20 protein-coding genes are annotated in these 20440 nt (G+C 72.7%); 9 read left to right on the plus strand and 11 right to left on the minus strand.

Annotated features, from left to right (window positions below):
* The first annotated feature begins 66 nt into the window (after window positions 1–66).
* The 7 genes from ABZS77_RS03815 (at window position 67) to ABZS77_RS03845 (ending at window position 9682) form a co-directional block, all read left to right on the plus strand.
* Window positions 67–1107, plus strand: a complete 1041-nt coding sequence (locus ABZS77_RS03815; RefSeq protein ID WP_354816587.1) for an SAM-dependent methyltransferase — start codon at window positions 67–69, stop codon at window positions 1105–1107.
* A 425-nt stretch (window positions 1108–1532) separates the two neighbouring features.
* Window positions 1533–1622 carry a K(+)-transporting ATPase subunit F gene (gene kdpF / locus ABZS77_RS03820; RefSeq protein ID WP_036390805.1) on the plus strand — a complete coding sequence of 30 codons (90 nt, stop codon included), beginning with the start codon at window positions 1533–1535 and terminating at the stop codon, window positions 1620–1622.
* Window positions 1622–3277, plus strand: a complete 1656-nt coding sequence (gene kdpA / locus ABZS77_RS03825; RefSeq protein ID WP_354816590.1) for a potassium-transporting ATPase subunit KdpA — start codon at window positions 1622–1624, stop codon at window positions 3275–3277. Before kdpF ends, kdpA begins: the two co-directional genes overlap by 1 nt.
* A 20-nt stretch (window positions 3278–3297) precedes the next feature.
* Window positions 3298–5493: a potassium-transporting ATPase subunit KdpB gene (gene kdpB, locus ABZS77_RS03830; protein WP_354816593.1), complete on the plus strand. Its 2196-nt coding sequence runs from the start codon at window positions 3298–3300 to the stop codon at window positions 5491–5493.
* The gene (locus tag ABZS77_RS03835; protein WP_354816596.1) at window positions 5493–6374 is read left to right on the plus strand and encodes a potassium-transporting ATPase subunit C; all 882 of its coding nucleotides are present in this window, start codon (window positions 5493–5495) and stop codon (window positions 6372–6374) included. Before kdpB ends, ABZS77_RS03835 begins: the two co-directional genes overlap by 1 nt.
* A gap of 78 nt (window positions 6375–6452) precedes the next feature.
* Window positions 6453–9005, plus strand: a complete 2553-nt coding sequence (locus tag ABZS77_RS03840) for a DUF4118 domain-containing protein (protein ID WP_354816598.1) — start codon at window positions 6453–6455, stop codon at window positions 9003–9005.
* Complete coding sequence (locus ABZS77_RS03845; RefSeq protein WP_354816600.1) at window positions 9002–9682, plus strand: response regulator; 681 nt, start codon at window positions 9002–9004, stop codon at window positions 9680–9682. Before ABZS77_RS03840 ends, ABZS77_RS03845 begins: the two co-directional genes overlap by 4 nt.
* Before the next feature lie 33 nt (window positions 9683–9715).
* On the opposite strand, the gene ABZS77_RS03850 is transcribed toward ABZS77_RS03845, so the two are convergent.
* Complete coding sequence (locus ABZS77_RS03850; RefSeq protein ID WP_354816603.1) at window positions 9716–10105, minus strand: SAV_915 family protein; 390 nt, start codon at window positions 10103–10105, stop codon at window positions 9716–9718.
* A gap of 35 nt (window positions 10106–10140) precedes the next feature.
* Window positions 10141–10536: a hypothetical protein gene (locus ABZS77_RS03855; protein WP_354816606.1), complete on the minus strand. Its 396-nt coding sequence runs from the start codon at window positions 10534–10536 to the stop codon at window positions 10141–10143.
* A 163-nt stretch (window positions 10537–10699) separates the two neighbouring features.
* Between ABZS77_RS03855 and ABZS77_RS03860 the strand changes: the two genes are divergently transcribed.
* On the plus strand, window positions 10700–11452 hold the full coding sequence (locus ABZS77_RS03860) for a dienelactone hydrolase family protein (protein ID WP_354816609.1): 753 nt from the start codon (window positions 10700–10702) through the stop codon (window positions 11450–11452).
* A 16-nt stretch (window positions 11453–11468) separates the two neighbouring features.
* On the opposite strand, the gene ABZS77_RS03865 is transcribed toward ABZS77_RS03860, so the two are convergent.
* The 9 genes from ABZS77_RS03865 to ABZS77_RS03905 form a co-directional block, all read right to left on the minus strand.
* On the minus strand, window positions 11469–11993 hold the full coding sequence (locus ABZS77_RS03865) for a YetF domain-containing protein (protein ID WP_354816612.1): 525 nt from the start codon (window positions 11991–11993) through the stop codon (window positions 11469–11471).
* Between the two features lie 33 nt (window positions 11994–12026).
* The gene (locus ABZS77_RS03870) at window positions 12027–13133 is read right to left on the minus strand and encodes an L-dopachrome tautomerase-related protein (RefSeq protein ID WP_354816615.1); all 1107 of its coding nucleotides are present in this window, start codon (window positions 13131–13133) and stop codon (window positions 12027–12029) included.
* A 98-nt stretch (window positions 13134–13231) separates the two neighbouring features.
* Window positions 13232–14116 (minus strand): SMP-30/gluconolactonase/LRE family protein, encoded by an 885-nt coding sequence (locus ABZS77_RS03875; protein ID WP_354816618.1) that lies wholly within the window; start codon window positions 14114–14116, stop codon window positions 13232–13234.
* Between the two features lie 53 nt (window positions 14117–14169).
* Window positions 14170–15111, minus strand: a complete 942-nt coding sequence (locus ABZS77_RS03880) for a sugar kinase (protein ID WP_354816621.1) — start codon at window positions 15109–15111, stop codon at window positions 14170–14172.
* Window positions 15108–15728 (minus strand): bifunctional 4-hydroxy-2-oxoglutarate aldolase/2-dehydro-3-deoxy-phosphogluconate aldolase, encoded by a 621-nt coding sequence (locus tag ABZS77_RS03885; protein WP_354816624.1) that lies wholly within the window; start codon window positions 15726–15728, stop codon window positions 15108–15110. Before ABZS77_RS03885 ends, ABZS77_RS03880 begins: the two co-directional genes overlap by 4 nt.
* Window positions 15729–15738: 10 nt before the next feature.
* The gene (locus ABZS77_RS03890; protein ID WP_354816627.1) at window positions 15739–16578 is read right to left on the minus strand and encodes a hypothetical protein; all 840 of its coding nucleotides are present in this window, start codon (window positions 16576–16578) and stop codon (window positions 15739–15741) included.
* On the minus strand, window positions 16572–17717 hold the full coding sequence (dgoD, locus tag ABZS77_RS03895) for a galactonate dehydratase (protein ID WP_354816630.1): 1146 nt from the start codon (window positions 17715–17717) through the stop codon (window positions 16572–16574). The genes ABZS77_RS03890 and dgoD overlap by 7 nt, the downstream gene beginning before the upstream one ends.
* Entirely contained in the window at window positions 17714–17995 is a 282-nt protein-coding gene (locus ABZS77_RS03900; RefSeq protein ID WP_354816633.1) for a hypothetical protein, read from the minus strand. The genes dgoD and ABZS77_RS03900 overlap by 4 nt, the downstream gene beginning before the upstream one ends.
* Window positions 17996–18058: 63 nt before the next feature.
* On the minus strand, window positions 18059–18538 hold the full coding sequence (locus ABZS77_RS03905; RefSeq protein WP_354816636.1) for a helix-turn-helix domain-containing protein: 480 nt from the start codon (window positions 18536–18538) through the stop codon (window positions 18059–18061).
* A 106-nt stretch (window positions 18539–18644) separates the two neighbouring features.
* Between ABZS77_RS03905 and ABZS77_RS03910 the strand changes: the two genes are divergently transcribed.
* Window positions 18645–20186, plus strand: a complete 1542-nt coding sequence (locus tag ABZS77_RS03910; protein WP_354816639.1) for an MFS transporter — start codon at window positions 18645–18647, stop codon at window positions 20184–20186.
* Window positions 20187–20440 lie beyond the last annotated feature (254 nt).

Consider the following 20440-nt stretch of genomic DNA (forward strand, 5'->3'; position numbering starts at 1 on the left):
GTAGTCGCTCCGGGGGCCGCTCCGGTTCCCGGCGACCGCGACGCGTTGTGGAATACTCGCCGGACCATGACGCGCTACGGCCTGCTGATCCTGCCCGCCACCAACCGGGTGTACGCCCGCTCCGCCATCGACCTCACCCGGGCCGAGCTGGAGATCTTCGGCCGGTCGGCGCTCGACGGCCGGATCGGCGACCTGGACACCGAGATCGTCGGCGGGGCCTCCTACGTCACGTTCACCGGCGACGGGTTGACCGAACGTGACCTGGCCGTCCTGGGCAACCTCTCCGCCGGGTACGCGCTGTTCGAGATCGTCGGTGAGCTGCTGCGCCCGGTCGAGTGGAGCCGGCTGGACCGGTATGACGACGACCTGCTCACCATCCAGAAGTACCCGGGCAAGACCAACGAGCAGTTCACCAAGCTGCTGCTGAACGTCACCCTGCTCGCCTCGGACTGGGCCGGCGAGCTGACCAGCCGGCGGTTCCGGGTGCTCGACCCGCTGTGCGGTCGCGGCACCACCCTCAACCAGGCGCTGATGTACGGCTTCGACGCGGCCGGGATCGAGCGCGACCAGAAGGACGTCGAGGCGTACCGGGCGTTCGTCACCACCTGGCTGAAGCAGAAGCGACTCAAGCACCGGGTGCTGGAGTCGGGGCCGGTGCGGCGCGAACGCAAGGTGGTCGGCCGGCGGGTGCGGATCGAGCTGGCGCCGACGCGCGAGGAGCACAAGGCCGGCCGGACGCAACTGCTGGACGTGGTCAACGCGGACACGACCCGCTCGGCGGAGTTCTTCCGCCCGGAGACCGTCGACCTGGTCGTCGCGGACGCCCCGTACGGCGTACAGCACGGCAGTCGTACCGCCGATCAGGGATTGTCGCGTGACCCGCTGGCGCTGCTCGCGGACGCCGCGCCGGTCTGGGCGCGGCTGCTGCGCCCCGGCGGGGCGCTCGGCATCTCCTGGAACACCCATGTCGCCAGCCGCGACGACGCGGCGGCGGCGCTGGCCGACGCGGGCCTGACCGTGGTGGACGACGAGCCCTACCGCGCGCTGCGCCACCGGGTCGACCAGTCGATCATGCGCGACGTGCTGGTGGCCCGCCGCCCGGCCTGATCGGCCTCGCACCGCCACGCATTGCGCCACCCGTCCGGGTCGCGTGCGGTCTCTCCCGTGCGTCCTTTGCTCTGCACCCGCGGGGGCGACGCTCACGGCCGGTAGCTGATGCCTCTGCGGGTGCAGAGCAAAGGGGGGCGCGCACACCCGGCCCCGCCCCGGCGCAGACCGGTCTGTGCCGCATTTCACCTGTTCAGTGAGCAGGCGTGAAAACCACGTCAAGAAAAGGTTCGCCGCCGTCATGGTCGCGTTATGACCCCTGCCGCCGGACGGATGGTGGGGCTTTGATTGCCCGGCGCGACCGGAAGGCGGTCGCGACGAACCTTTCCGGTAAGAGGAGTCAGCGTGTCTGACGTGGTGTTCGTGGTCCTGACGGTGGCGCTGTTCGCAGTGCTCGCCCTGGTGGTCCGGGCGGTGGAGAAGCTGTGAACGCGGTAAACGCCGTCGGTCTGGTGCTCGCGATCGTCCTGGGCGCGTTCCTGGTGTTCGCCCTGTTGTTCCCGGAGCGCTTCTGATGACCATGACAACAGCGGGCGTCATCTTCGTGCTGACGCTGGTGGCGGCCCTGGTGGCCGTGTACAAGCCGTTCGGCGACCACATGTTCCGGGCGGTGTCCGGCACGAGGCAGTCGCGCGTCGAGCGGGGGATCTTCCGGCTGGTCGGGGTCAACCCGGCCGCCGAGCAGACCTGGGGCGTGTACGCCCGCAGCGTGCTGGCCTTCTCCGCGATCTCGCTGCTGTTCCTGTACCTGTTCCAGCGGGTGCAGAACCACCTGTGGCTGTCGCTGGGATTCGACCCGGTGGTGCCGCACGGCGCGTGGAACACGGCCGTGTCGTTCGTGACCAACACCAACTGGCAGTCGTACTCGGGTGAGTCGACCATGGGTCACCTGGTGCAGATGGCCGGCCTGGCCGTGCAGAACTTCGTGTCGGCGGCGGTCGGCATCGCGGTGGCTGTCGCGCTTGTACGCGGCTTCGCCCGCAGCCGCACCGGGCAGCTCGGCAACTTCTGGGTCGACCTGACCCGGATCGTGCTGCGGATCCTGCTGCCCATCGCGGTGCTCGGCGCCATCGCGCTGATGATCGGCGGGGCGGTGCAGAACCTCTCCGGCGGCACCGACGTGACCACGCTGACCGGCGGCACCCAGACCATCACCGGCGGGCCGGTCGCCAGCCAGGAAGTGATCAAGGAGCTGGGGACCAACGGTGGCGGTTTCTGCAACGTCAACAGCGCCCACCCCTTCGAGAACCCGACCACCTGGACGAACTGGCTGGAGATCTTCCTGATCCTGCTGATCCCGTTCAGCCTGCCCCGGGTGTTCGGCCGGATGGTCGGGCAGAACCGGCAGGGCTACGCCATCGCCGCGGTGATGGGCATCCTCGCGTTCCTCAGCGTCGCCATCACCAACATCTTCGAGCTGGCCGGCCACGGCACCGTGCCGCAGGCGGTCGGCGCGGCCATGGAGGGCAAGGAGGTGCGGTTCGACGTGTCGAACTCGGCCACCTTCGCCGCTGCCACCACGCTCACCTCGACCGGTGCGGTCAACTCGTTCCACGACTCGTTCACCTCGCTCGGCGGCATGATGACCATGGTCAACATGATGCTCGGCGAGGTCGCGCCGGGCGGCACCGGTTCCGGCCTGTACGGCCTGCTCATCCTCGCGGTGATCACGGTCTTCGTGGCCGGGTTGATGGTGGGCCGCACCCCGGAGTACCTGGGCAAGAAGATCGGGTCGCGGGAGATCAAGTTCGCCTCGCTGTACTTCCTGATCACGCCGATCCTGGTGCTCGTCGGCACGGCTGCCGCGTTCGCCACCGGCAACAACTCCACCGCGCTCAACGTCGGCCCGCACGGCCTCTCCGAGGTGCTGTACGCGTTCACCTCGGCCAGCAACAACAACGGCTCCGCCTTCGGCGGCATCACGGTCAACACCACCTGGTGGGACACCGCGTTGGGGTTGTGCATGCTGCTGGGCCGGTTCCTGCCGCTCATCTTCGTGCTCGCGCTGGCCGGCTCGCTGGCCCGCCAGGCACCCACCCCCGCGTCCGAGGGCACCCTGCCGACCCACCGACCGCTGTTCATCGGCATGGTCGTCGGCGTCACCGTGGTCCTCGTCGCGCTGACCTTCCTGCCCGCGCTCGCGCTCGGCCCGCTGGCAGAGGGGCTCTGACCATCATGAGGAACGAGGACATGTCCGTCACGTCCGCCCCGACAGAGCAACTCCCCGGTACGCCCGCCACCCAGGGCAACCGGATCGGCGGAGGCCTGCTCGACCCCAAGCAGTTGATCCGGTCCCTGCCGGACGCGGTGCGCAAGCTCAACCCGACCACGCTGTGGCGCAACCCGGTGATGCTGATCGTGGAGGTCGGAGCGGCCTTCACCACCGTCCTGGCGGTGACCGACCCGTCGGTGTTCGCCTGGGCGATCACCGTCTGGCTCTGGCTGACCGTGGTCTTCGCCAACCTGGCCGAGGCGGTCGCCGAGGGTCGGGGCAAGGCCCAGGCCGCCGCACTGCGCCAGGCCAAGCAGGACACCATCGCCACCCGGCTTGTCGACTGGAAGCCCGGCGCCCGCGCCAACACCTACCGCGACGAGGCGGTGCCCGCGCCGCAACTGCGCCAGGGCGACATCGTGCTCGTCGAGGCGGGCGGCATCATCCCCGGCGACGGCGACATCGTGGAGGGCATCGCCAGCGTCGACGAGTCGGCCATCACCGGCGAGTCGGCCCCGGTCATCCGGGAATCCGGCGGTGACCGCAGCGCGGTCACCGGCGGTACGAAGGTGCTCTCCGACCGGATCGTCGTGAAGATCACCCAGAAGCCGGGGGAGAGCTTCATCGACCGGATGATCGCCCTGGTCGAGGGGGCCAACCGGCAGAAGACGCCGAACGAGATCGCGCTGAACATCCTGCTCGCCGCGCTCACCATCATCTTCCTGCTGGCCGTGGTCACCCTCCAGCCGCTGGCGATCTTCTCCAAGGCGTACCAGGCGGCCGCGCCGGACAGTGGGGCGATCACCGGTTCCGGAGTCACCGGCGTCGTGCTGGTCTCGCTGCTGGTCTGCCTCATCCCGACCACCATCGGCGCGCTGCTGTCCGCCATCGGCATCGCCGGAATGGACCGCCTCGTCCAGCGCAACGTCCTCGCCATGAGCGGCCGGGCCGTCGAGGCGGCCGGCGACGTCAACACCCTGCTGCTGGACAAGACCGGCACCATCACGCTGGGCAACCGGCAGGCCGCCGAGTTCGTACCCGTCGAGGGGATCGACGCCGCGACCGTGGCCGACGCCGCGCAGCTGTCGAGCCTGGCCGACGAGACGCCGGAGGGACGTTCGGTGGTGGTGCTGGCGAAGAACGAGTTCGGGCTGCGCGAACGCGAGCCCGGCGTGATGCCGCACGCCACCTTCGTGCCGTTCACCGCGCAGACCCGGATGAGCGGCGTCGACCTGACCCCGGACGCCAGCGTGGACGGCGGCGCGGTGGGCACGGCCCGCCGGGTCCGCAAGGGCGCCGCCGCCGCGGTGATGAAGTGGGTACGGGAGAACGGCGGCCACCCGACCGAGCAGGTCGGCGAGATCGTGGACGCGATCAGCGGCACCGGCGGCACCCCGCTCGTCGTCGCCGAGCACGTCGACGGTGAGCCCGCCCGGGCGCTCGGCGTCATCCACCTCAAGGACGTCGTCAAGTCCGGCATGCGCGAGCGGTTCGACGAGATGCGCCGGATGGGCATCCGCACCGTGATGATCACCGGCGACAATCCGCGTACCGCGAAGGCCATCGCCGACGAGGCCGGGGTGGACGACTTCCTGGCCGAGGCGACACCGGAGGACAAGCTCGCGCTGATCAAGCGGGAGCAGGAGGGTGGCCGGCTGGTCGCGATGACCGGTGACGGCACCAACGACGCGCCGGCGCTCGCCCAGGCCGACGTCGGGGTGGCCATGAACACCGGTACGTCGGCCGCCAAGGAGGCCGGCAACATGGTCGACCTCGACTCCGACCCGACCAAGCTGATCGAGATCGTGGAGATCGGCAAGCAGTTGCTGATCACCCGCGGTGCCCTGACGACGTTCAGCATCTCCAACGACATCGCGAAGTACTTCGCGATCATCCCGGCCATGTTCGCCGGCCTCTACCCGAGCCTGGACGCCCTGAACATCATGCGGCTCGCCAGCCCGGAGTCGGCGATCCTGTCCGCCGTCATCTTCAACGCCCTGGTGATCATCGCGCTGATCCCGCTCGCCCTGCGCGGCGTGCGGTACCGGCCGGCAGCCGCGTCGAAGCTGCTCAGCCGCAACCTGCTGGTGTACGGGCTGGGCGGCATCATCGTGCCGTTCATCGGGATCAAGATCATCGACCTGCTCATCCAGTTCATCCCGGGGATTTCGTGATGCGCCTACCCACCTGGATCGCCCAACACCTCGCCGCGCTGCGCGCCGTACTCGTCTTCACGGTCCTGCTCGGCCTGGTCTACCCGCTGGCCCTGGTAGCGCTCGGACAGCTGCCCGGCCTCAACCACAAGGCCGACGGCTCGCTGATCACCTCGGGCGGGACGACCGTCGGCAGCTCCCTGATCGGCCAATCCTTCACCGACGCGGACGGCAACCCGATCCCCCGCTACTTCCAGTCCCGCCCCTCGGCCGCCGGCGACGGCTACGACCCGACGTCCACCTCGGCCAGCAACCTGGGCCCGGAGAGCGTCGTCGACACCATCGCCACCGACCCGGAGGAGTCCAGCGAGAGCCTGCTCACCCAGGTCTGCGGGCGCAGCAGAGAGGTCGGCGAACTGAACGGCGTCGACGGTCGGCGCCCCTACTGCACGGCCGACGGGGTGGGCGCGGTGCTCGCCGTCTTCCGCGCCGACGGTCTGACCGGCCCGGTCACCCGGGTGGTCAGCGTCAACCAGGCCGCCCCGGCGACCCCGTTCGTCGCGTCGTACCAGGGGGTGCCGGTGGAGCTGGCCCGGCCGGGCGAGGACTACGTGGCCGCCGGCGGGGTGGTCACCCCGATCCGGGGCGACGCGCCCGCCGACCCGGCCGTACCCGCCGACGCGGTCACCGCCAGCGGCAGCGGTCTCGACCCGCAGATCAGCCCGGCGTACGCCGAGTTGCAGGTGAACCGGGTCGCGCGCGAGCGCGGCGCGGACCCGGCGGCGGTCCGCAAGCTGGTCGACGAGCACACCACCGGGCGTGCGCTCGGCTTCATGGGTGCGCCCGGCGTGAACGTGCTGGAGTTGAACATCGCGCTCGACAAGCAGTTCCCCGCCCGCTGACGGCGTAAGGAAGGGCACCTTCCTATCGCCCAGGCGATAGGAAGGTGCCCTTCCTTCTGATCGGAGAGGATTGACCCCGTGCCACGTGGAGAACTGCGCATCTATCTCGGGGCCGCCCCCGGCGTCGGCAAGACGTACGCCATGTTGGAGGAGGCCCAGCGGCGGGCCGCGCGCGGCACCGACGTGGTGATCGGTTTCGTGGAGACCCACGGCCGTCAGCAGACCGCCGCGATGCTCGGCGACCTGGAGCAGGTGCCCCGGCGCGCAATGGAGTACCGGGGCGTCGAGTTCACCGAGATGGACCTGGACGCGGTGCTGGCCCGCCGGCCCGAGGTCGCCGTGGTGGACGAGTTGGCGCACACGAACGTGCCCGGCTGCCGGCATGACAAGCGGTGGCAGGACGTCCAGGAACTGCTCGACGCGGGGATCGACGTCCTGTCCACGGTCAACGTGCAGCACCTGGAGTCGGTCAACGACGTCGTCGCGCAGATCACCGGGACCACCCAGCGGGAGACCGTGCCGGACGAGATCGTCCGCGCCGCCGAGCAGGTCGAGCTTGTCGACATGACGCCGGAGGCGCTGCGCCGGCGGATGGCGCACGGCAACATCTACCGACCCGACAAGATCGACGCCGCGTTGGGCAACTACTTCCGGGTCGGCAACCTCACCGCGCTGCGGGAACTGGCCCTGCTCTGGCTGGCCGACAAGGTCGACGAGCAGCTCGAGGTGTACCGCAGCCAGCAGGGCATCGCCGCCACCTGGGAGGCCCGGGAACGGGTCGTCGTGGCGCTGACCGGTGGCCCGGAGGGCGAGACGCTGATCCGCCGTGCCGCCCGGGTCGCGGCCCGCAGCAAGGGCGCCGACCTGCTCGCCGTGCACGTGGCCCGCAGCGACGGCCTGGCCGGCGCCGACCCGGCCCAGCTCGCCCGGCAGCGGGTGCTGGTGGAGAGCCTCGGTGGCACGTACCACCAGGTGCTCGGCACCGACGTGCCCGCCGCGCTGCTGGACTTCGCCCAGGGCGTGAACGCCACCCAGCTCGTGCTCGGCGCCAGCCGGCGGGGCCGCCTCGCGCAGATCTTCGCCCGGGGGGTCGGGGTGACCACCACCGCGCTGTCCGGGTCGATCGACGTGCACCTGGTCACCCACAAGCAGGCCGGCAAGGGCCGTCGGGCGGCGGCCGTGCCGGCTGCGCTGTCCCGGCGTCGGCGGCTGCTCGGCTTCGGCCTCGCGGTACTGGGCATGCCGCTGCTCACCCTGCTGCTCAGGACCCTGCCCGACCTGACGCTCACCAACGACATCCTGCTGTTCCTCGCCGGGGTCGTCGGGGTCGCGCTGGTCGGCGGGGTGTGGCCGGCCCTGGTCGCCGCGCTCGGCGGTTCGCTGCTGCTGAACTGGTTCTTCACCCCGCCGTACCGGACGCTGACCATCGCCGAGGCGGACAACCTGCTCGCCCTGGCCGTCTTCGTCGGTGTCGCACTGGCGGTGAGCTGGATCGTCGACGTGGCCGCCCGCCGTACCCGGGAGGCCGCGCGGGCCGCCGCCGACGCGCAGACCCTCGCTGCCGTCGCCGGTGGCGTCCTGCGCGGCGAACGGCCGCTGCCCGCCCTGCTGGACCAGCTCCGGGAGACGTTCGGGCTGCGCGCGGTGAGCGTGCTGGAGCTGGCCGAGGAGGCCGGCGGGCGCCCCGAACGGGCCCGCGAGGAACATGCCTGGTGCGTCGTGGCGAGCGTCGGCGACGAGCCGGCGTGCACACCCGACGGCGGCGAGACGGCGGTACCCGTCGACGACCGGATCACCGTCGTGCTCAGTGGTCGACGGTTGGAGGCCGCCGACCGGCGGATCGTCGAGGCGTTCGCCGCGCAGGCCGCCGTCGCGCTGCGCCAGGAACGGCTCGCCGAGGAGGCCGCCACCGCCCGGCCCCTCGCCGCCGCGGACCGGATGCGCACCGCGTTGCTCGCGGCGGTCAGCCACGACCTGCGTACGCCGCTGGCGTCGGCGAAGGCGGCGGTGACCAGTCTGCGCAGCCACGACATCGAGTTCGACGAGTCCGACCGCGAGGAGTTGCTGGAGACCGCCGAGGAGTCACTGGACCGGCTCGCCCGGCTGGTCGGCAACCTGCTGGACATGAGCCGGCTCCAGGCGGGCGTCCTGGGCATCTCGGCGACCGCGATCGGCCTGGAGGACGCCGTACCCCTGGCGTTGGACGAACTTGGTCCGGCGGCCGCGACGGTCGGGACGGACATCCCGGCCGACCTGCCGGCGGCCACCGCCGACCCGGGCCTGCTGGAACGGGTGCTCGTCAACATCGTGGCCAACGCGCTGCGGTACAGCCCGCCGGACCAGCCGCCCACGATCACCGCCAGCGCGCACGCCGGCCAGGTGGAGCTGCGGGTGATCGACCGGGGGCCGGGTATCCCGGAGGACCAGTGGGAGCACGTGTTCCTGCCGTTCCAGCGACTCGGTGACCGGGACAACCAGACCGGAGTCGGTCTCGGGCTCGCCCTGTCCCGGGGGTTGGCCGAGGCGATGGGTGGCAGCATCACCCCGGAGACGACGCCCGGTGGTGGGCTCACCATGGTGCTGCGGCTGCCGGCTGCCGCGCTTACCAGTTCGGAGGGGCCGCGGGAATGACGCGCATCCTGGTCGTCGACGACGAACCGCAGATCCTGCGCGCCCTGCGGATCAACCTGCGTGCCCGCCGGTACGACGTGGAGGTCGCCGCGACCGGGGCCGCCGCGTTGAAGGCCGCCGCCAGCCACCCGCCCGACCTGGTGGTGCTGGACCTGGGCCTGCCCGACATCGACGGCGTGGAGGTGATCCGGGGCCTGCGCGGCTGGACCACGGTGCCGATCATCGTGCTCTCCGGCCGGGCCGGCAGCGAGGACAAGGTGGCGGCTCTCGACGCCGGCGCGGACGACTACGTCACCAAGCCGTTCGGGGTGGAGGAGCTGCTGGCCCGCATCCGTGCCGTCACCCGCCGGCTCGGCGCGCCAAGCGAGGCGGTGCCGGCACTGCGGATCGGCCGGCACACCGTCGACCTGGCCGACCACCGGGTGCTGCGCGACGACGGCGCCGAGGTCAAGCTGACCCCCACCCAGTGGAGTGTGCTGGAGAAACTGCTGCGGCACCCCGGCAAGCTGGTCAGCCAGCGCCAGCTCCTCCAGGACGTGTGGGGGCCGGAGTACCAGAACGAGACCAACTACCTGCGGCAGTACCTGGCCCAGCTGCGGCGCAAGCTGGAGGACGACCCGGCCCGCCCTCGGCACCTCATCACCGAGCCGGGAATGGGCTACCGCTACCGCCCCTGACCGTCGACACCCGCGTACCCCGGCGGCCAATACCTACCCGTTCACGGCGGGGAACGACGGGAGCGTGCTGATCCGTACCGAGGACACCGACGGCCACGTGATCGCCGACGCGCTGCGGTTCGTCCGCGCCTGCCGGTCGACGGACTCCACCGGCGGTGCCACCAGCAGCGGGTCGACCTGGATGACGTCGATACCGAGCGGGCGCAGCATGCCCCGCAACGCGGACTCGGACAGCTCCTCCCACTGCTGGTCCGCGCCCATCGCGGTGACCAGCAGCTCCGGTCGGGTGAAGGCGATGCCCACCCGCCGGCCCTGCGGTGACCGTCCGGTGCGTACCGTCCGCACCTGCCTTCCCGGCAGGTCACGCACCGGAACGGCGTAGGTCATCGGTGCCTCGCCCATGGTCGGGTCGGTCCTCTCCACTCGCGCCGCACCTGCGGCGGTCATCGGCACCTGGCTCATGCCGCGGGCGTCGCCATCATCGGGGCGTCGCCGTGCGACGAGGTCAGGTCGAGCGCGCGGAGGATGTGGTGCGCCGTCACCACCTGCACGCCCGCGCGGCGGCGCAGATCGGCCACGGCGCGGTGCAGCACGGTCATGCTGTCGGCGGAGAGCCGCACCACGGCGTCGACGTCGGCGGCGATCCACCACGCGTCCACGGCGCACGGCTCGTGCCGCAGGTACTCGACCAGGTGACTGCCGGGCGCGGACGGCCCGAGCCGGACGCTGACCAGCGCCTCGTGTCGGCGTTCGGGCTCCCCGCCGGTGGCGGCGGGCGCCGCCGGACCGCTGTCTGCGTCGGCGCCGGGTGGCGGGTTCCCGCGCTCCCAGCGTGTCATCCGCCAAGGACTCATGGACCCATCGTCACCACCGCGGGGCGGCCCGGAGCCCGTCGATACGCCGTTTCGACGGTCCACCGCCGATTCTTGACGCCCCGTTCACACGGCTGCCGGCCGGGCAGACCGACACGGCGAGTAACGTGCGGAACGGACCAAGATCGGCGTACGAGGAGGCTCGGTGCAGACGACGACTGTGGACATCCCGACCAGTGACGGAGTGGCGGACGCGTGCCTCACCCGACCGGACGGCGACGGGCCGTTCCCGGCGGTGCTGCTCTTCATGGACGCCTTCGGACCTCGACCCCGCCTCGTGGAGATGGCGGAGCGGATCGCCGCCCGGGGCTACCTGGTGCTGACGCCGCACCTGTTCTACCGGGCCGGCCGGGCACCCCTGTTCGACCTGTCCCGCCTCGGTGACGCGGACCAGCGCGGAGCACTCTTCGCGAAGATCGCGCCGCTGGCCCAGGCGCTGACCCCCGAGGTGATCAGCCGGGACACCGCCGCGTACCTGGACTTCCTGGCCGCCCGCGACGACGTGCGGCCGGGCCCGGTGGCGATCACCGGCTACTGCCTGGGCGGCACGAACGCGCTGCGGGCCATCGAGGCGCACCCGGACCGCATCGCGGCAATCGCCAGCTTCCACGGCGGGCACCTCGTCACCGACGCGTCGGACAGCCCGCACCTGGGCGTCGGTTCGATCACCGGCGAGCTGTACTTCGGCCACGCCGACGCCGACCAGTCGATGACACCCGAGCAGATCGCCACGCTGGAGAAGGCGCTCGACGCCGCGGGCGTGCGCTACCGCTCCGAGGTGTACGCGGGCGCCCACCACGGCTACACCATGTCCGACACCCCGGCGTACGACGAGCAGGCCACCGAACGCCACTGGGCCGCCCTGTTCGACCTGCTGGGCCGTACCCTGCCCCGGTGAGCGTGACGCCGGGCCGTCAACCGGGGCGGCCCGGCGCTTCCGGGTCGGCGGACGACCGGCCGTAGGTGCGGGTGACGCTGAAGCCGCCATCGGACTCCATCCGCACCTCGCGGACGTCCGCGAGGTTGGCGATGCCCTGCTTGCGCAGCAGGGTGTGGAGTTCCTCGTTCGTGATCAGCTCCCGGCGCATGTTGTGGCGCAGGATCCGTCCGTCGCGCACCAGCACCAGCGACCCGGGCCGGATCAGTCGGGCGGCGGCCTGCCAGCGGTAGGCGATCGCGTTCAGCAGGTACGACCAACCGACGATCACCCCGACCAGCAGCACGCCGTCGGTGATCGAGTTGTAGCCACCGGACATGCCGTTCTGTGCGGCGTCCGCGAGCAGCACGATCACCAGCAGGTCGGTGACGCCCGTGGTGCCGCTCTCCCGCTTGAGGATGACCCGCAGCAGCGTGAACAGCGCGAGGTACATGACGCTGCCCCGGACCACGATCTCCAGCAGCGGGGTGTCCGGGATGAACATGTCTGCCCAGTCGGCCACCCGACGGGCTACCCGCCGCCCGACCGGCCATGCCTACCGGTCGCGCAGCAGCACCGGGCCGGCGTCGATGCGAGTGCGGAACAGCGCGTACGGCTTGCGCCGAAGGTCCTGGCCCCGCTGGTACTGCGGCTGCCGGTGCAGTTGGTTGGCGGTGACGTAGAGGTACCCGTCGGTGGCCACCGACATGGTGTCCGGCCAGAGCAGTCGCGGATCGTGGACCAGCGTCTCGTACCCGCCGTCCGGCAGCCGGCGCAGCACCGCGTTGTGCTCGTACGAGGTGAGGTAGAGCCGCCCCGCGTCGTCGCTCTCCAACCCGTCCGAGGCGGTGCCCTTGTCGCCCTCGTCGACCACCGTCGCCGCGACCGCCTCCTGGGTTGCCGACGGGTCGGCCAGCGCCTCGGTGGACACGCTGTACCAGCGTCGGGACGCCAACGGGCAGTAGTACAGCCGGGTGCCGTCGGCCGAGATGGCGATGCCGTCCGAGCCCATCGCCACCGGCTTCGGTGGCCCGTCCGCCGGCCGTTCGAGGAACGGTCGGCCCTCGACCACCGGGCGGAACGACGTCAGCGGCTCCGCCTTGGTCGACGGGTGGTCGTGCAGCCGCCGCCAGGAAGCCCCGCTGGCCAGGTCCACCACGATGATCCCGTTCGGCCCGGCGGTCGCCGAGTCGGTGATGTACGCGACGCCCGACTCGCCGCGCCGCAGGTCGAAGCGGACGTCGTTGAGGTACGTCGTCGGCAGCGCCACGTCCGCCGGGAAGGTGATCACCTGGGCCACCGTGTCGGTGTCCAGGTCGACCCGGACCAGCTTCGGGCCGCCCGGCTTCGTCGGCTGGAACATCGGGCTGCCGGTGTCCAGCACCCAGAGGCGGTCCGCCGGGTCGACAACGATGCTCTGCACCGACACGAACGCGCCCGCGTCGTCGTCACCCGACGGGTCGTTCCACGCCTCGTCGGGGTACGGCACCTCCCGGCCGTCGCGCAGTTCGACGACCGTGGCCGGCACCTCGTCGCCCCACTTGGGGAAGTTGACGAAGATCCGACCGGAGTGCGAGACGCTCACCCCGGTCGGCATCGGGCCGGTGAACGTGTGCACCAGCTCCAGCTCGCCGAGCGGCTCGTCGCCGACCGGCCCGTTCATGACGCCCGTCCCACGGTGCTCATCGTCCCGCCCCCTGCCGGTCGGCTGCCGCAGCTTGCGGGGCACTATTCCCGCCCGGGCGTCCGATATGCCTCCGGTCAGTCCGCCCCGGGCGCGGCGGCGTACGCGGCGGGCAGGCCGGGAACCTCGACGTCCACGGCGAGCAGCGCGCCGTCCGCCGGCCCGGGGGTGGCCAGTCCGACACGGGCGGTGCCCACGAAGAGGCGGCGCAGGCCGGGGCCGCCCAGGCAGATGCCGGCCGGCTGGGTCGCCGGTAGCCGGATCTCCCGGTCGAGGGTGCCGTCGGGCCGGTAGCGGCGTACCGCGGAGCCGCCCCACAGCGCGACCCACAGGTGCCCCGCCGCGTCGACGGTCATCCCGTCGGGGCCGCCGTCGGTCGGTGACAGCCGCACGAACGGTTCCCGCCCGTGCAGGTCCCCGGTGGCGGGGTCGACGGTGAACCGGTCGATCTCGCCGCGCGGTGTGTCGGCCAGGTACATGGTGGTGCCGGTGGCGTCGAACGCCGGCCCGTTCGGGATGGTCAGCCCGGTTACCGCCGGCACCGGGGCGGTGCCGGGGGTGAGCCGGTACAGCGTGCCCTCGCCGGGCACGGCCGCGTACGTCATGCTGCCGGCCCAGAAGCGGCCGCGCGGGTCGGCGACGGCGTCGTTCATCCGGGTCGGCTCGGGCGCGTCACCGACGAGGTCGGCGACCGGTCGGGGGTCGCCGGCGGCGGGAAGCACCGTGACGCCGGTGCCGGCGGCGGCCAGCCACCCGCCGGGCCGGTCGGCCAGCGGCGCGACGGCGCCGAGGGGGACGTCGAGGCGACGCAGCTCCCGCAGCGGGCCGGGAGCGGCACCGTCGGTCTCCAGCAGGCGTCCGGCGAGCAGGTCCACCAGGACCAGCCGGCCGTCGACCCAGCGCAGCCCTTCGCCCAGCTCCAACCGGTCGCTGCTCCAGACGGTCGGCTCGGTCAGCTCCATGGTGTCCCTCCAAAGGATCTCCGATTGGCGGTGGACGGCCCGCGCCGGTCGGCTCAGCGGACCGTACCGCCTGGCTCGTGGTCGAGCAGCGCCAGTTCCGCCCGGTCCGGTAGGCCCTCCCAGTCGCCCCGGGTGGCCACCGCGAACGCCCCGGTGGTGACCGCCCGGTCCAGCCGGTCCGGGACGTCGGCTCCGTCGAGCCAGCCGGAGAGCAGCCCGGCCACGAAGGCGTCGCCCGCGCCGACGGTATCCACCACGGGCACCGTCCGGGCTGGACGGTGGATCACGCCGGCCGCGCTGTGGCTGGTCGCCCCGCCCGCGCCGTGCTTGACGACGACCTCGCTCACCCCGGCGGCGAGCAACGCCGCGACCGGGTCGGCGGCGTCGGTGAGCACTGGCAGCTCGTCGTCGGAACCGACCACCAGGTCGATCGAGGGCAGCAGCGGTCGTAGCGCGTCGGCCGCCTCGGCTACCGACCAGAGCCGCTGCCGGTGGTTGACGTCCAGGCAGACGGTGGTGCCGGCCGCGCGGGCCCGCCGGACGGCCTCCACCACCGCCGCGTACGGCTCGGCGCCGAGCGCGCAGGTGATGCCTGTGACGTGCAGCAGCCGGGGTGGCGTGTCGAGCGCGTCGAAGGCGTGGGTGACGTCGGCGGGGCGCAGCCGGCAGCCGGCGGAGCCGGCCCGGTGGTAGGTGACCCGGTTGATGTCGGCGACCCGGGCCTCGAAGAGGATCAGCCCGGTGGGCGCGGCCGGGTCGACCCGGGACCAGGTCAGGTCGACGCCCTCGGCCCGCAGCGTACGACGGACCAGCTCACCGGGCTCGTCCGCGCCGGTGACCCCGACCCAGGCCGCCCGGTGACCGAGCCGGGCCAGACCGATGGCAACGGTCGACTCGGACCCGGCGACGGAGATCCCGGCGGTACCGCCCAGCCGCAGCGGCCCGGTGGTGCGGAACGCCGCCATCGTCTCGCCGAGGGTGAGCAGGTCGGTCACGGCCGGACCGCCGCGAGGAAGGCCGCGGCGCGTTCGCGCAGCGCCGTCCGGTCGCCGCCGCGCACGGCGTCGCCGAACAGCGGGGAGCCGACGCCGACCGCGACCGCTCCCCGGTCCAGGTAACGGCGCGCGCCGTCCGCGTCGACCCCGCCGACCGGCACGAACGCGGTACCGGCGAACGGGTCGCGCAGCGCGCCGAGATAGTCGGGGCCGCCGAGGGAGGCGGGGAAGAGCTTGACGGCGGCGGCGCCCCCGCTGGTGGCCTGCACCACCTCGGTGGGGGTGAGCGCGCCGGCGAGCACCGGCAGCCCGAGCCGGCCACCCTCGGCGAGGCTCGGCGCGAGCGCCGGGGTGACCAGGAATCCGGCGCCCGCGTCGGCCGCCGCCCGCGCGTCCTCGGCGCTGAGCACGGTGCCGGCGCCCAGGGCGTAGTCGGGCCCGAGGGCCGCCCGGGCGCGTCGGATGATGCCGAGGGCGTCGGCGCTGGTCAGCGAGACCTCGACGAGCGCCACGCCGCTCTCGGCCACGGTGAGCACGGCGGTCAGGGCGGCGGCCGGGTCCGGGCCGCGCACGATGGCCAGTAGGCGATGGGTACGCAGCTCGTCGAGCAGGTTCATCCGGGTTTCCTCAGGAGAAGCGGTGGGCGGAGATGGTGAGCCGCCAGGCGACCTCACCGGCGGGGGGAACGACAGCCGCGTCGGCGGGACCGGCGTCGGCCAGGTCGAAGGCGGCACCGAGCATCGGCTCGACACCGAGGCTGCGGTACGGGGTGTCGGCCGGCCAGCCGCCCAGGTTGCGCCAGAGGGCGGTGCTGCGGGGCTGGCCGTCGCACTCCAGCTCCAGGGTCAGCCGGTCGGCCTCGTCGACCAGCTGGACACGGGGGCAGTCGAGCAGCACCGCGCCGACGGCCGTGCCGTCGTCCGCGCCGAGGGTGTCGAGGGTCAGGCCGGCCGGAGACGGCCACGGTCCGGTGAGCCACGGGGCGCCGGCCGGCCAGGTGCCCGGTGGCAGCAGTGCGGCGGCCTCCGGGTGCAGCCGGGTCGGCGTGCCGGTGGGCGCGACGAGGCGAGCCGCGGGGGAGAGGCCGAACAGGGCGTGCGCGGCCCAGACGAACCGGTGACCCGGGTCGGCGGACAGCCGGTAGTCGGCCACCACCACGCCGTCGGAGTCGCTGATCCGGCGGGTCAGGACGAACGTCGGCCGCTGGATGACCACGGTGCCGGTGCCCGTGGTGCGCCAGGGGCGCGACCACACCTCGCCGTGGTCGGGAAGGCCGCGCACGGTGGGCAGGCACTCCTCCAGACCGCCGGCGTCGACGAACGCGTCGTCGGGGCGTACCTCGTCGCGGCCGGGCTCGGGGCCACGCCAGAGCCACTCCCGGCCGCCGCCGCGCAGGCTCGTCCACCGGCCGCCGTGCGCGGCGTCGTACGCCACGCGCAGCGGCACCTGCTCCGCGCCGGTCACCATTCGGCGAACGACCCGTCGGCGTGCTGCCAGACCGGGTTGCGCCAGGTGTGCGGGGTCTGCGCGGCCCTGCGGACCGCCGCCTCGTCCACGGTGATGCCCAGGCCGGGCCGGTCGAAGCGGACGATGTGCCCGTCGACGAACCGGAACGGCTCCCGGTCGACGAGATAGTCCAGCAGCTCGGAGCCCACGTTGTAGTGGATGCCGATGCTCTGCTCCTGGATCAGGAAGTTCGGTGTCGCGAAGGCCACCTGGAGGCTGGCCGCCAGGGAGATCGGGCCGAGCGGGCAGTGCGGGGCCAGCAGTGCGCCGTACGTCTCGGCCAGCGACGCGATCCGGCGGACCTCGGAGATCCCGCCGGCGTGCGACAGGTCCGGCTGGACGACGGCGACCCCGGCCTGCAACGGGGTGAGGAACTCGGACCGGCCGTAGAGGCGTTCACCGGTGGCCACCGGGATCGGCGTGCTGGCGACGATGTCGCGCAGGTGGTGGGCCTGGTCGGGCAGGACCGGCTCCTCCACGAAGAACGGGCGCAGTGGTGCCAGCTCGGGCAGGATCCGGCGTACGGCGGCCAGCCCGGCGCGGCCGTGGAAGTCCAGCGCGATGTCCCGGTCGGGGCCGAGGATCTCCCGGGCGGCGGCGACCCGGCCGACGACGGCGTCGACCTCGGCGGAGGTGGGGATGGGCGAGAGCCGTCCGCAGGCGTTCATCTTGACGCCGGTGAGGCCGGCGGAGACCTGCGCGGCGGCGGCGTCGGCCACCTCGTCGGGTTCGTCGCCGCCGATCCACGAGTAGATCCGCACCCTGTCGCGGACCGGCCCGCCGAGCAGCGCGTGCACCGGCGCGCCGTACGCCTGCCCGGCGATGTCCCAGAGTGCCTGGTCGAGGCCGGCGACGGCGCTGGCGAGGATCGGACCGTCCCGGTAGAAGCCGCCCTTGGTGAGCACCTGCCAGTGCTGCTCGATGCGCAGCGGGTCCGCGCCGATCAGGTATTCGGAGAGCACCTCGACGGCGCTGCGCACCACCTCGGCGCGCCCCTCCACCACCGGTTCGCCCCACCCGACCAGCCCGTCGTCGGTCTCCACCCGGCAGAACAGCCACCGTGGCGCGACCAGGAAGGTCTCGATCCGCTCGATCTTCACTGACTGCCCCTTCGTCCCCGTGCCTTCTCGACGTCGCGGACGGCCTTGTCCAGCAACTCCCGCATCGCGGTCTCGGCGGCCGACTCGTCCCGCTCGCGCAGCGCGTCGACCACCGCGCGGTGGCTCGGCACCGGGTCGTCGTGCGCGGCGCCGCCGTGCAGCAGCCGGTCCCGTTCGGCGAGCCAGATCGTCCTGTGATCCGGCAGGTGGCGGGCCGTCGACCGGCGGCCCGCCACCGCGCCCCGGCCGTCGACGCCGGCCTTCCGCAGCCGACGCACCGCGCCCCGGCCCTCGACCCCGGCCTTCCGCTCGCCGAGCGGCGCGTCACCCGCCGGGGCGCGTCACGCGCGGCGGATCAGACCCGGGCCGGCGACGATGTCGATGTCGCCGTTCTCGACCTCGTGACCGGCGGCGCAGCGGAGCACGGCGCGGACCGGCTCGCCGCAGTCGTGGTGGGTGGCGACGATGGCGGGGCCGGTGTCGTCGGCGCTCCAGGTGTCACCCCAGTTGCGCAGCGCGGTGATGACCGGCAGCAGTTCGCGGCCCTTGCGGGTGAGCTGGTACTCGTGGCGGGTGCGCTGCCCCGGCTCCCGGTACGGGATCCGTTCGAGCAGACCGGCGGCGACCATCTCCTTGAGTCGGGCGGCCATGGCGGGCTCGCCGATGCCGACCCGGCGGACGAAGTCGTCGAAGCGGCGTGTGCCCAGCAGCGCGTCGCGCATGATCAGGATCGTCGACCGGCTGCCCACGATGTCCATCGCCCGTGCGACCGAGCAGTTCTCCATCGACCAGGAGTCGCGGTCTTCCCGTAGGTCCTCCATGCCGCCAATCCTACCTGACTTGCATTCGCGCTAGCCAGGTGATTCACTTGGCGGCTGCTGGCTTGCTCCTGCAAAAGCCAGCGGACCTCCGACCCGAGGACGCCCTGTGACCACTGACACCACGGCACCGGCCCGACCGGCCGCCACCGCCCGCTCGTCCCTTCGCGGCTCCCGCCCGGTGACCCTGCTCGCCATGTGCCTGGGCGCGATGATCACGTTTCTCCAGATCACCGCGACGGTCTCCGCCCTGACCACCATCCAGCGCGACCTCCGGGTCGACCCGACCACCGTGATCTGGATCCCCAGCGCCTACACCCTGATGGTGGCGAGCCTGGTGCTGTCCGCCGCCACCCTCGGCAACCGGTACGGGCGCCGGCGGGTCTTCGGCGCCGGCGCCGTCGCGATGATCATCGGCGGCGCCGTCGTGGCCAGTGCCCCCACCGTGAGCTGGGTGATCGTCGGACAGTTGGTCGCCGGCCTCGGCGGCGCGCTGATCCTGCCGAACAGCCTGGCGATCCTCGGCGCCACCTTCACCGACCCGCACCGCCGCACCGAGGTCATCACCGCCTGGTCGGCCGCGTCCGGCGTCGGACTCGCCGTCGGCCCGCTCATCGCCGGTGCGCTGCTGCGACACCACCAGTGGCACAGCGTCTACCTGTCGACGATCGTGCTCGGCGTGGTCACCCTCGTCGTCACCGCGATCGGGGTGACCGAGTCCCGGCCGAGCGCGGCCCGACTCGACCTGCCCGGTCTGCTGCTCGGCACCGTCGCCATCGCCGCCGCCGTCTACGCCATGATCCAGGGCGGACGGGACGGCTACACCAGTCCGGTCGTGACCGCCACCTGGGTCGTCTCGGCGGTGGCGCTTGTCGCGTTCGTCCTGGTCGAGCTGCGGGCCAGCGCGCCGATGCTCGACGTACGGCTGCTCCGGTCAGCCTCGTTCAGCGCCGTCATGGTGGTCGCCGCGGTGTCGCTCTTCGGCTTCACCGGTGTGGCGATCCTGCTCGTCCTCTTCCACGAGCGGGTCCAGGCGCTCAGCCCGCTGGACACCGGCTGGCGGATGCTCGTGCTCTTCGGCACGTACGCGCTCGTGGCCTTCGCCGCCGGGCGGACGATCCGTCGTACCGGATTCAAGGCGCCGCTCACCCTCGGCCTGGTCCTCGGCGCGGTGGCCAGCTTCGGGCTGGCGGCGCAGGGACCGACCACGGCGTTCACGCACCGGTGGGCGTTGTTCGTCCTGTTCGGCGCGGCCTCCGCCCTGGTGGTGGCCCCGGCGACGGCGGCGGCGTTGGCGAGCGTGCCGCCCGACCAGGCCGGCATGGCCTCCGGCGCGGTCAACGCGGCCCGCCAGGTGGGTTCCGTGCTCGGCTCGTCCCTGCTGGGCACGCTGCTCACCACCACGATGCTGGCCGACCTGCCGGGCCGCCTCGCGGCACACCAGGTCGGCGAACCCACCCGCACCGCCGTGCGGGCGGCGGCGGCCTCCGGAGCGACCGGCGACCAACCGCTGCCCGATCCGGTCCGGTCGGCGATCGCCGAGGCCATGACCTCCGGGGTCCAGGCCGGGCTGCGGGTCAACGGCATCGTCTTCCTCGTCGCCGCCGTCCTCGCGCTCGCCCTCATCCGCAACCGGCCGCACCAGCCCTAGGCTCACCCGCGCCTCGGTGAGCTGACCGAGGGTCGCGCCCCGACCAGGCCCTCCTGCGCGGCCCGATCGCCGCCGGTAGGCGGGACGACATCCCGGACGACCTCGGGGCCGGTCGAGGGCGCTGGCGCGACGGCCCACCCGGAGGGCGTACGGTGGGTATGTCGCCCGGGGCCGCCGACGCCGTCGCCACCAGCCCGTCCGGGGCGTTGCCGATCGTCGTGTTGATCTCTCCACGCCGGCGTTCATCGCGTACG

Origin of the sequence: Micromonospora sp. NPDC005298 (assembly GCF_040607375.1) — a bacterium.
Taxonomy (GTDB): Bacteria; Actinomycetota; Actinomycetes; order Mycobacteriales; family Micromonosporaceae; genus Micromonospora.

Coding starts and splice junctions, on each gene's coding strand:
- ABZS77_RS03815 (WP_354816587.1), top strand. CDS start 67: ATGACGCGCTACGGCCTGCTGATCCTGCCCGCCACCAACCGGGTGTAC.
- kdpA (WP_354816590.1), top strand. CDS start 1,622: ATGACCATGACAACAGCGGGCGTCATCTTCGTGCTGACGCTGGTGGCG.
- kdpB (WP_354816593.1), top strand. CDS start 3,298: ATGTCCGTCACGTCCGCCCCGACAGAGCAACTCCCCGGTACGCCCGCC.
- ABZS77_RS03835 (WP_354816596.1), top strand. CDS start 5,493: ATGCGCCTACCCACCTGGATCGCCCAACACCTCGCCGCGCTGCGCGCC.
- ABZS77_RS03845 (WP_354816600.1), top strand. CDS start 9,002: ATGACGCGCATCCTGGTCGTCGACGACGAACCGCAGATCCTGCGCGCC.
- ABZS77_RS03855 (WP_354816606.1), bottom strand. CDS start 10,536: ATGAGTCCTTGGCGGATGACACGCTGGGAGCGCGGGAACCCGCCACCC.
- ABZS77_RS03870 (WP_354816615.1), bottom strand. CDS start 13,133: ATGAACGGGCCGGTCGGCGACGAGCCGCTCGGCGAGCTGGAGCTGGTG.
- ABZS77_RS03875 (WP_354816618.1), bottom strand. CDS start 14,116: ATGGAGCTGACCGAGCCGACCGTCTGGAGCAGCGACCGGTTGGAGCTG.
- ABZS77_RS03885 (WP_354816624.1), bottom strand. CDS start 15,728: ATGAACCTGCTCGACGAGCTGCGTACCCATCGCCTACTGGCCATCGTG.
- ABZS77_RS03890 (WP_354816627.1), bottom strand. CDS start 16,578: ATGGTGACCGGCGCGGAGCAGGTGCCGCTGCGCGTGGCGTACGACGCC.
- ABZS77_RS03905 (WP_354816636.1), bottom strand. CDS start 18,538: ATGGAGGACCTACGGGAAGACCGCGACTCCTGGTCGATGGAGAACTGC.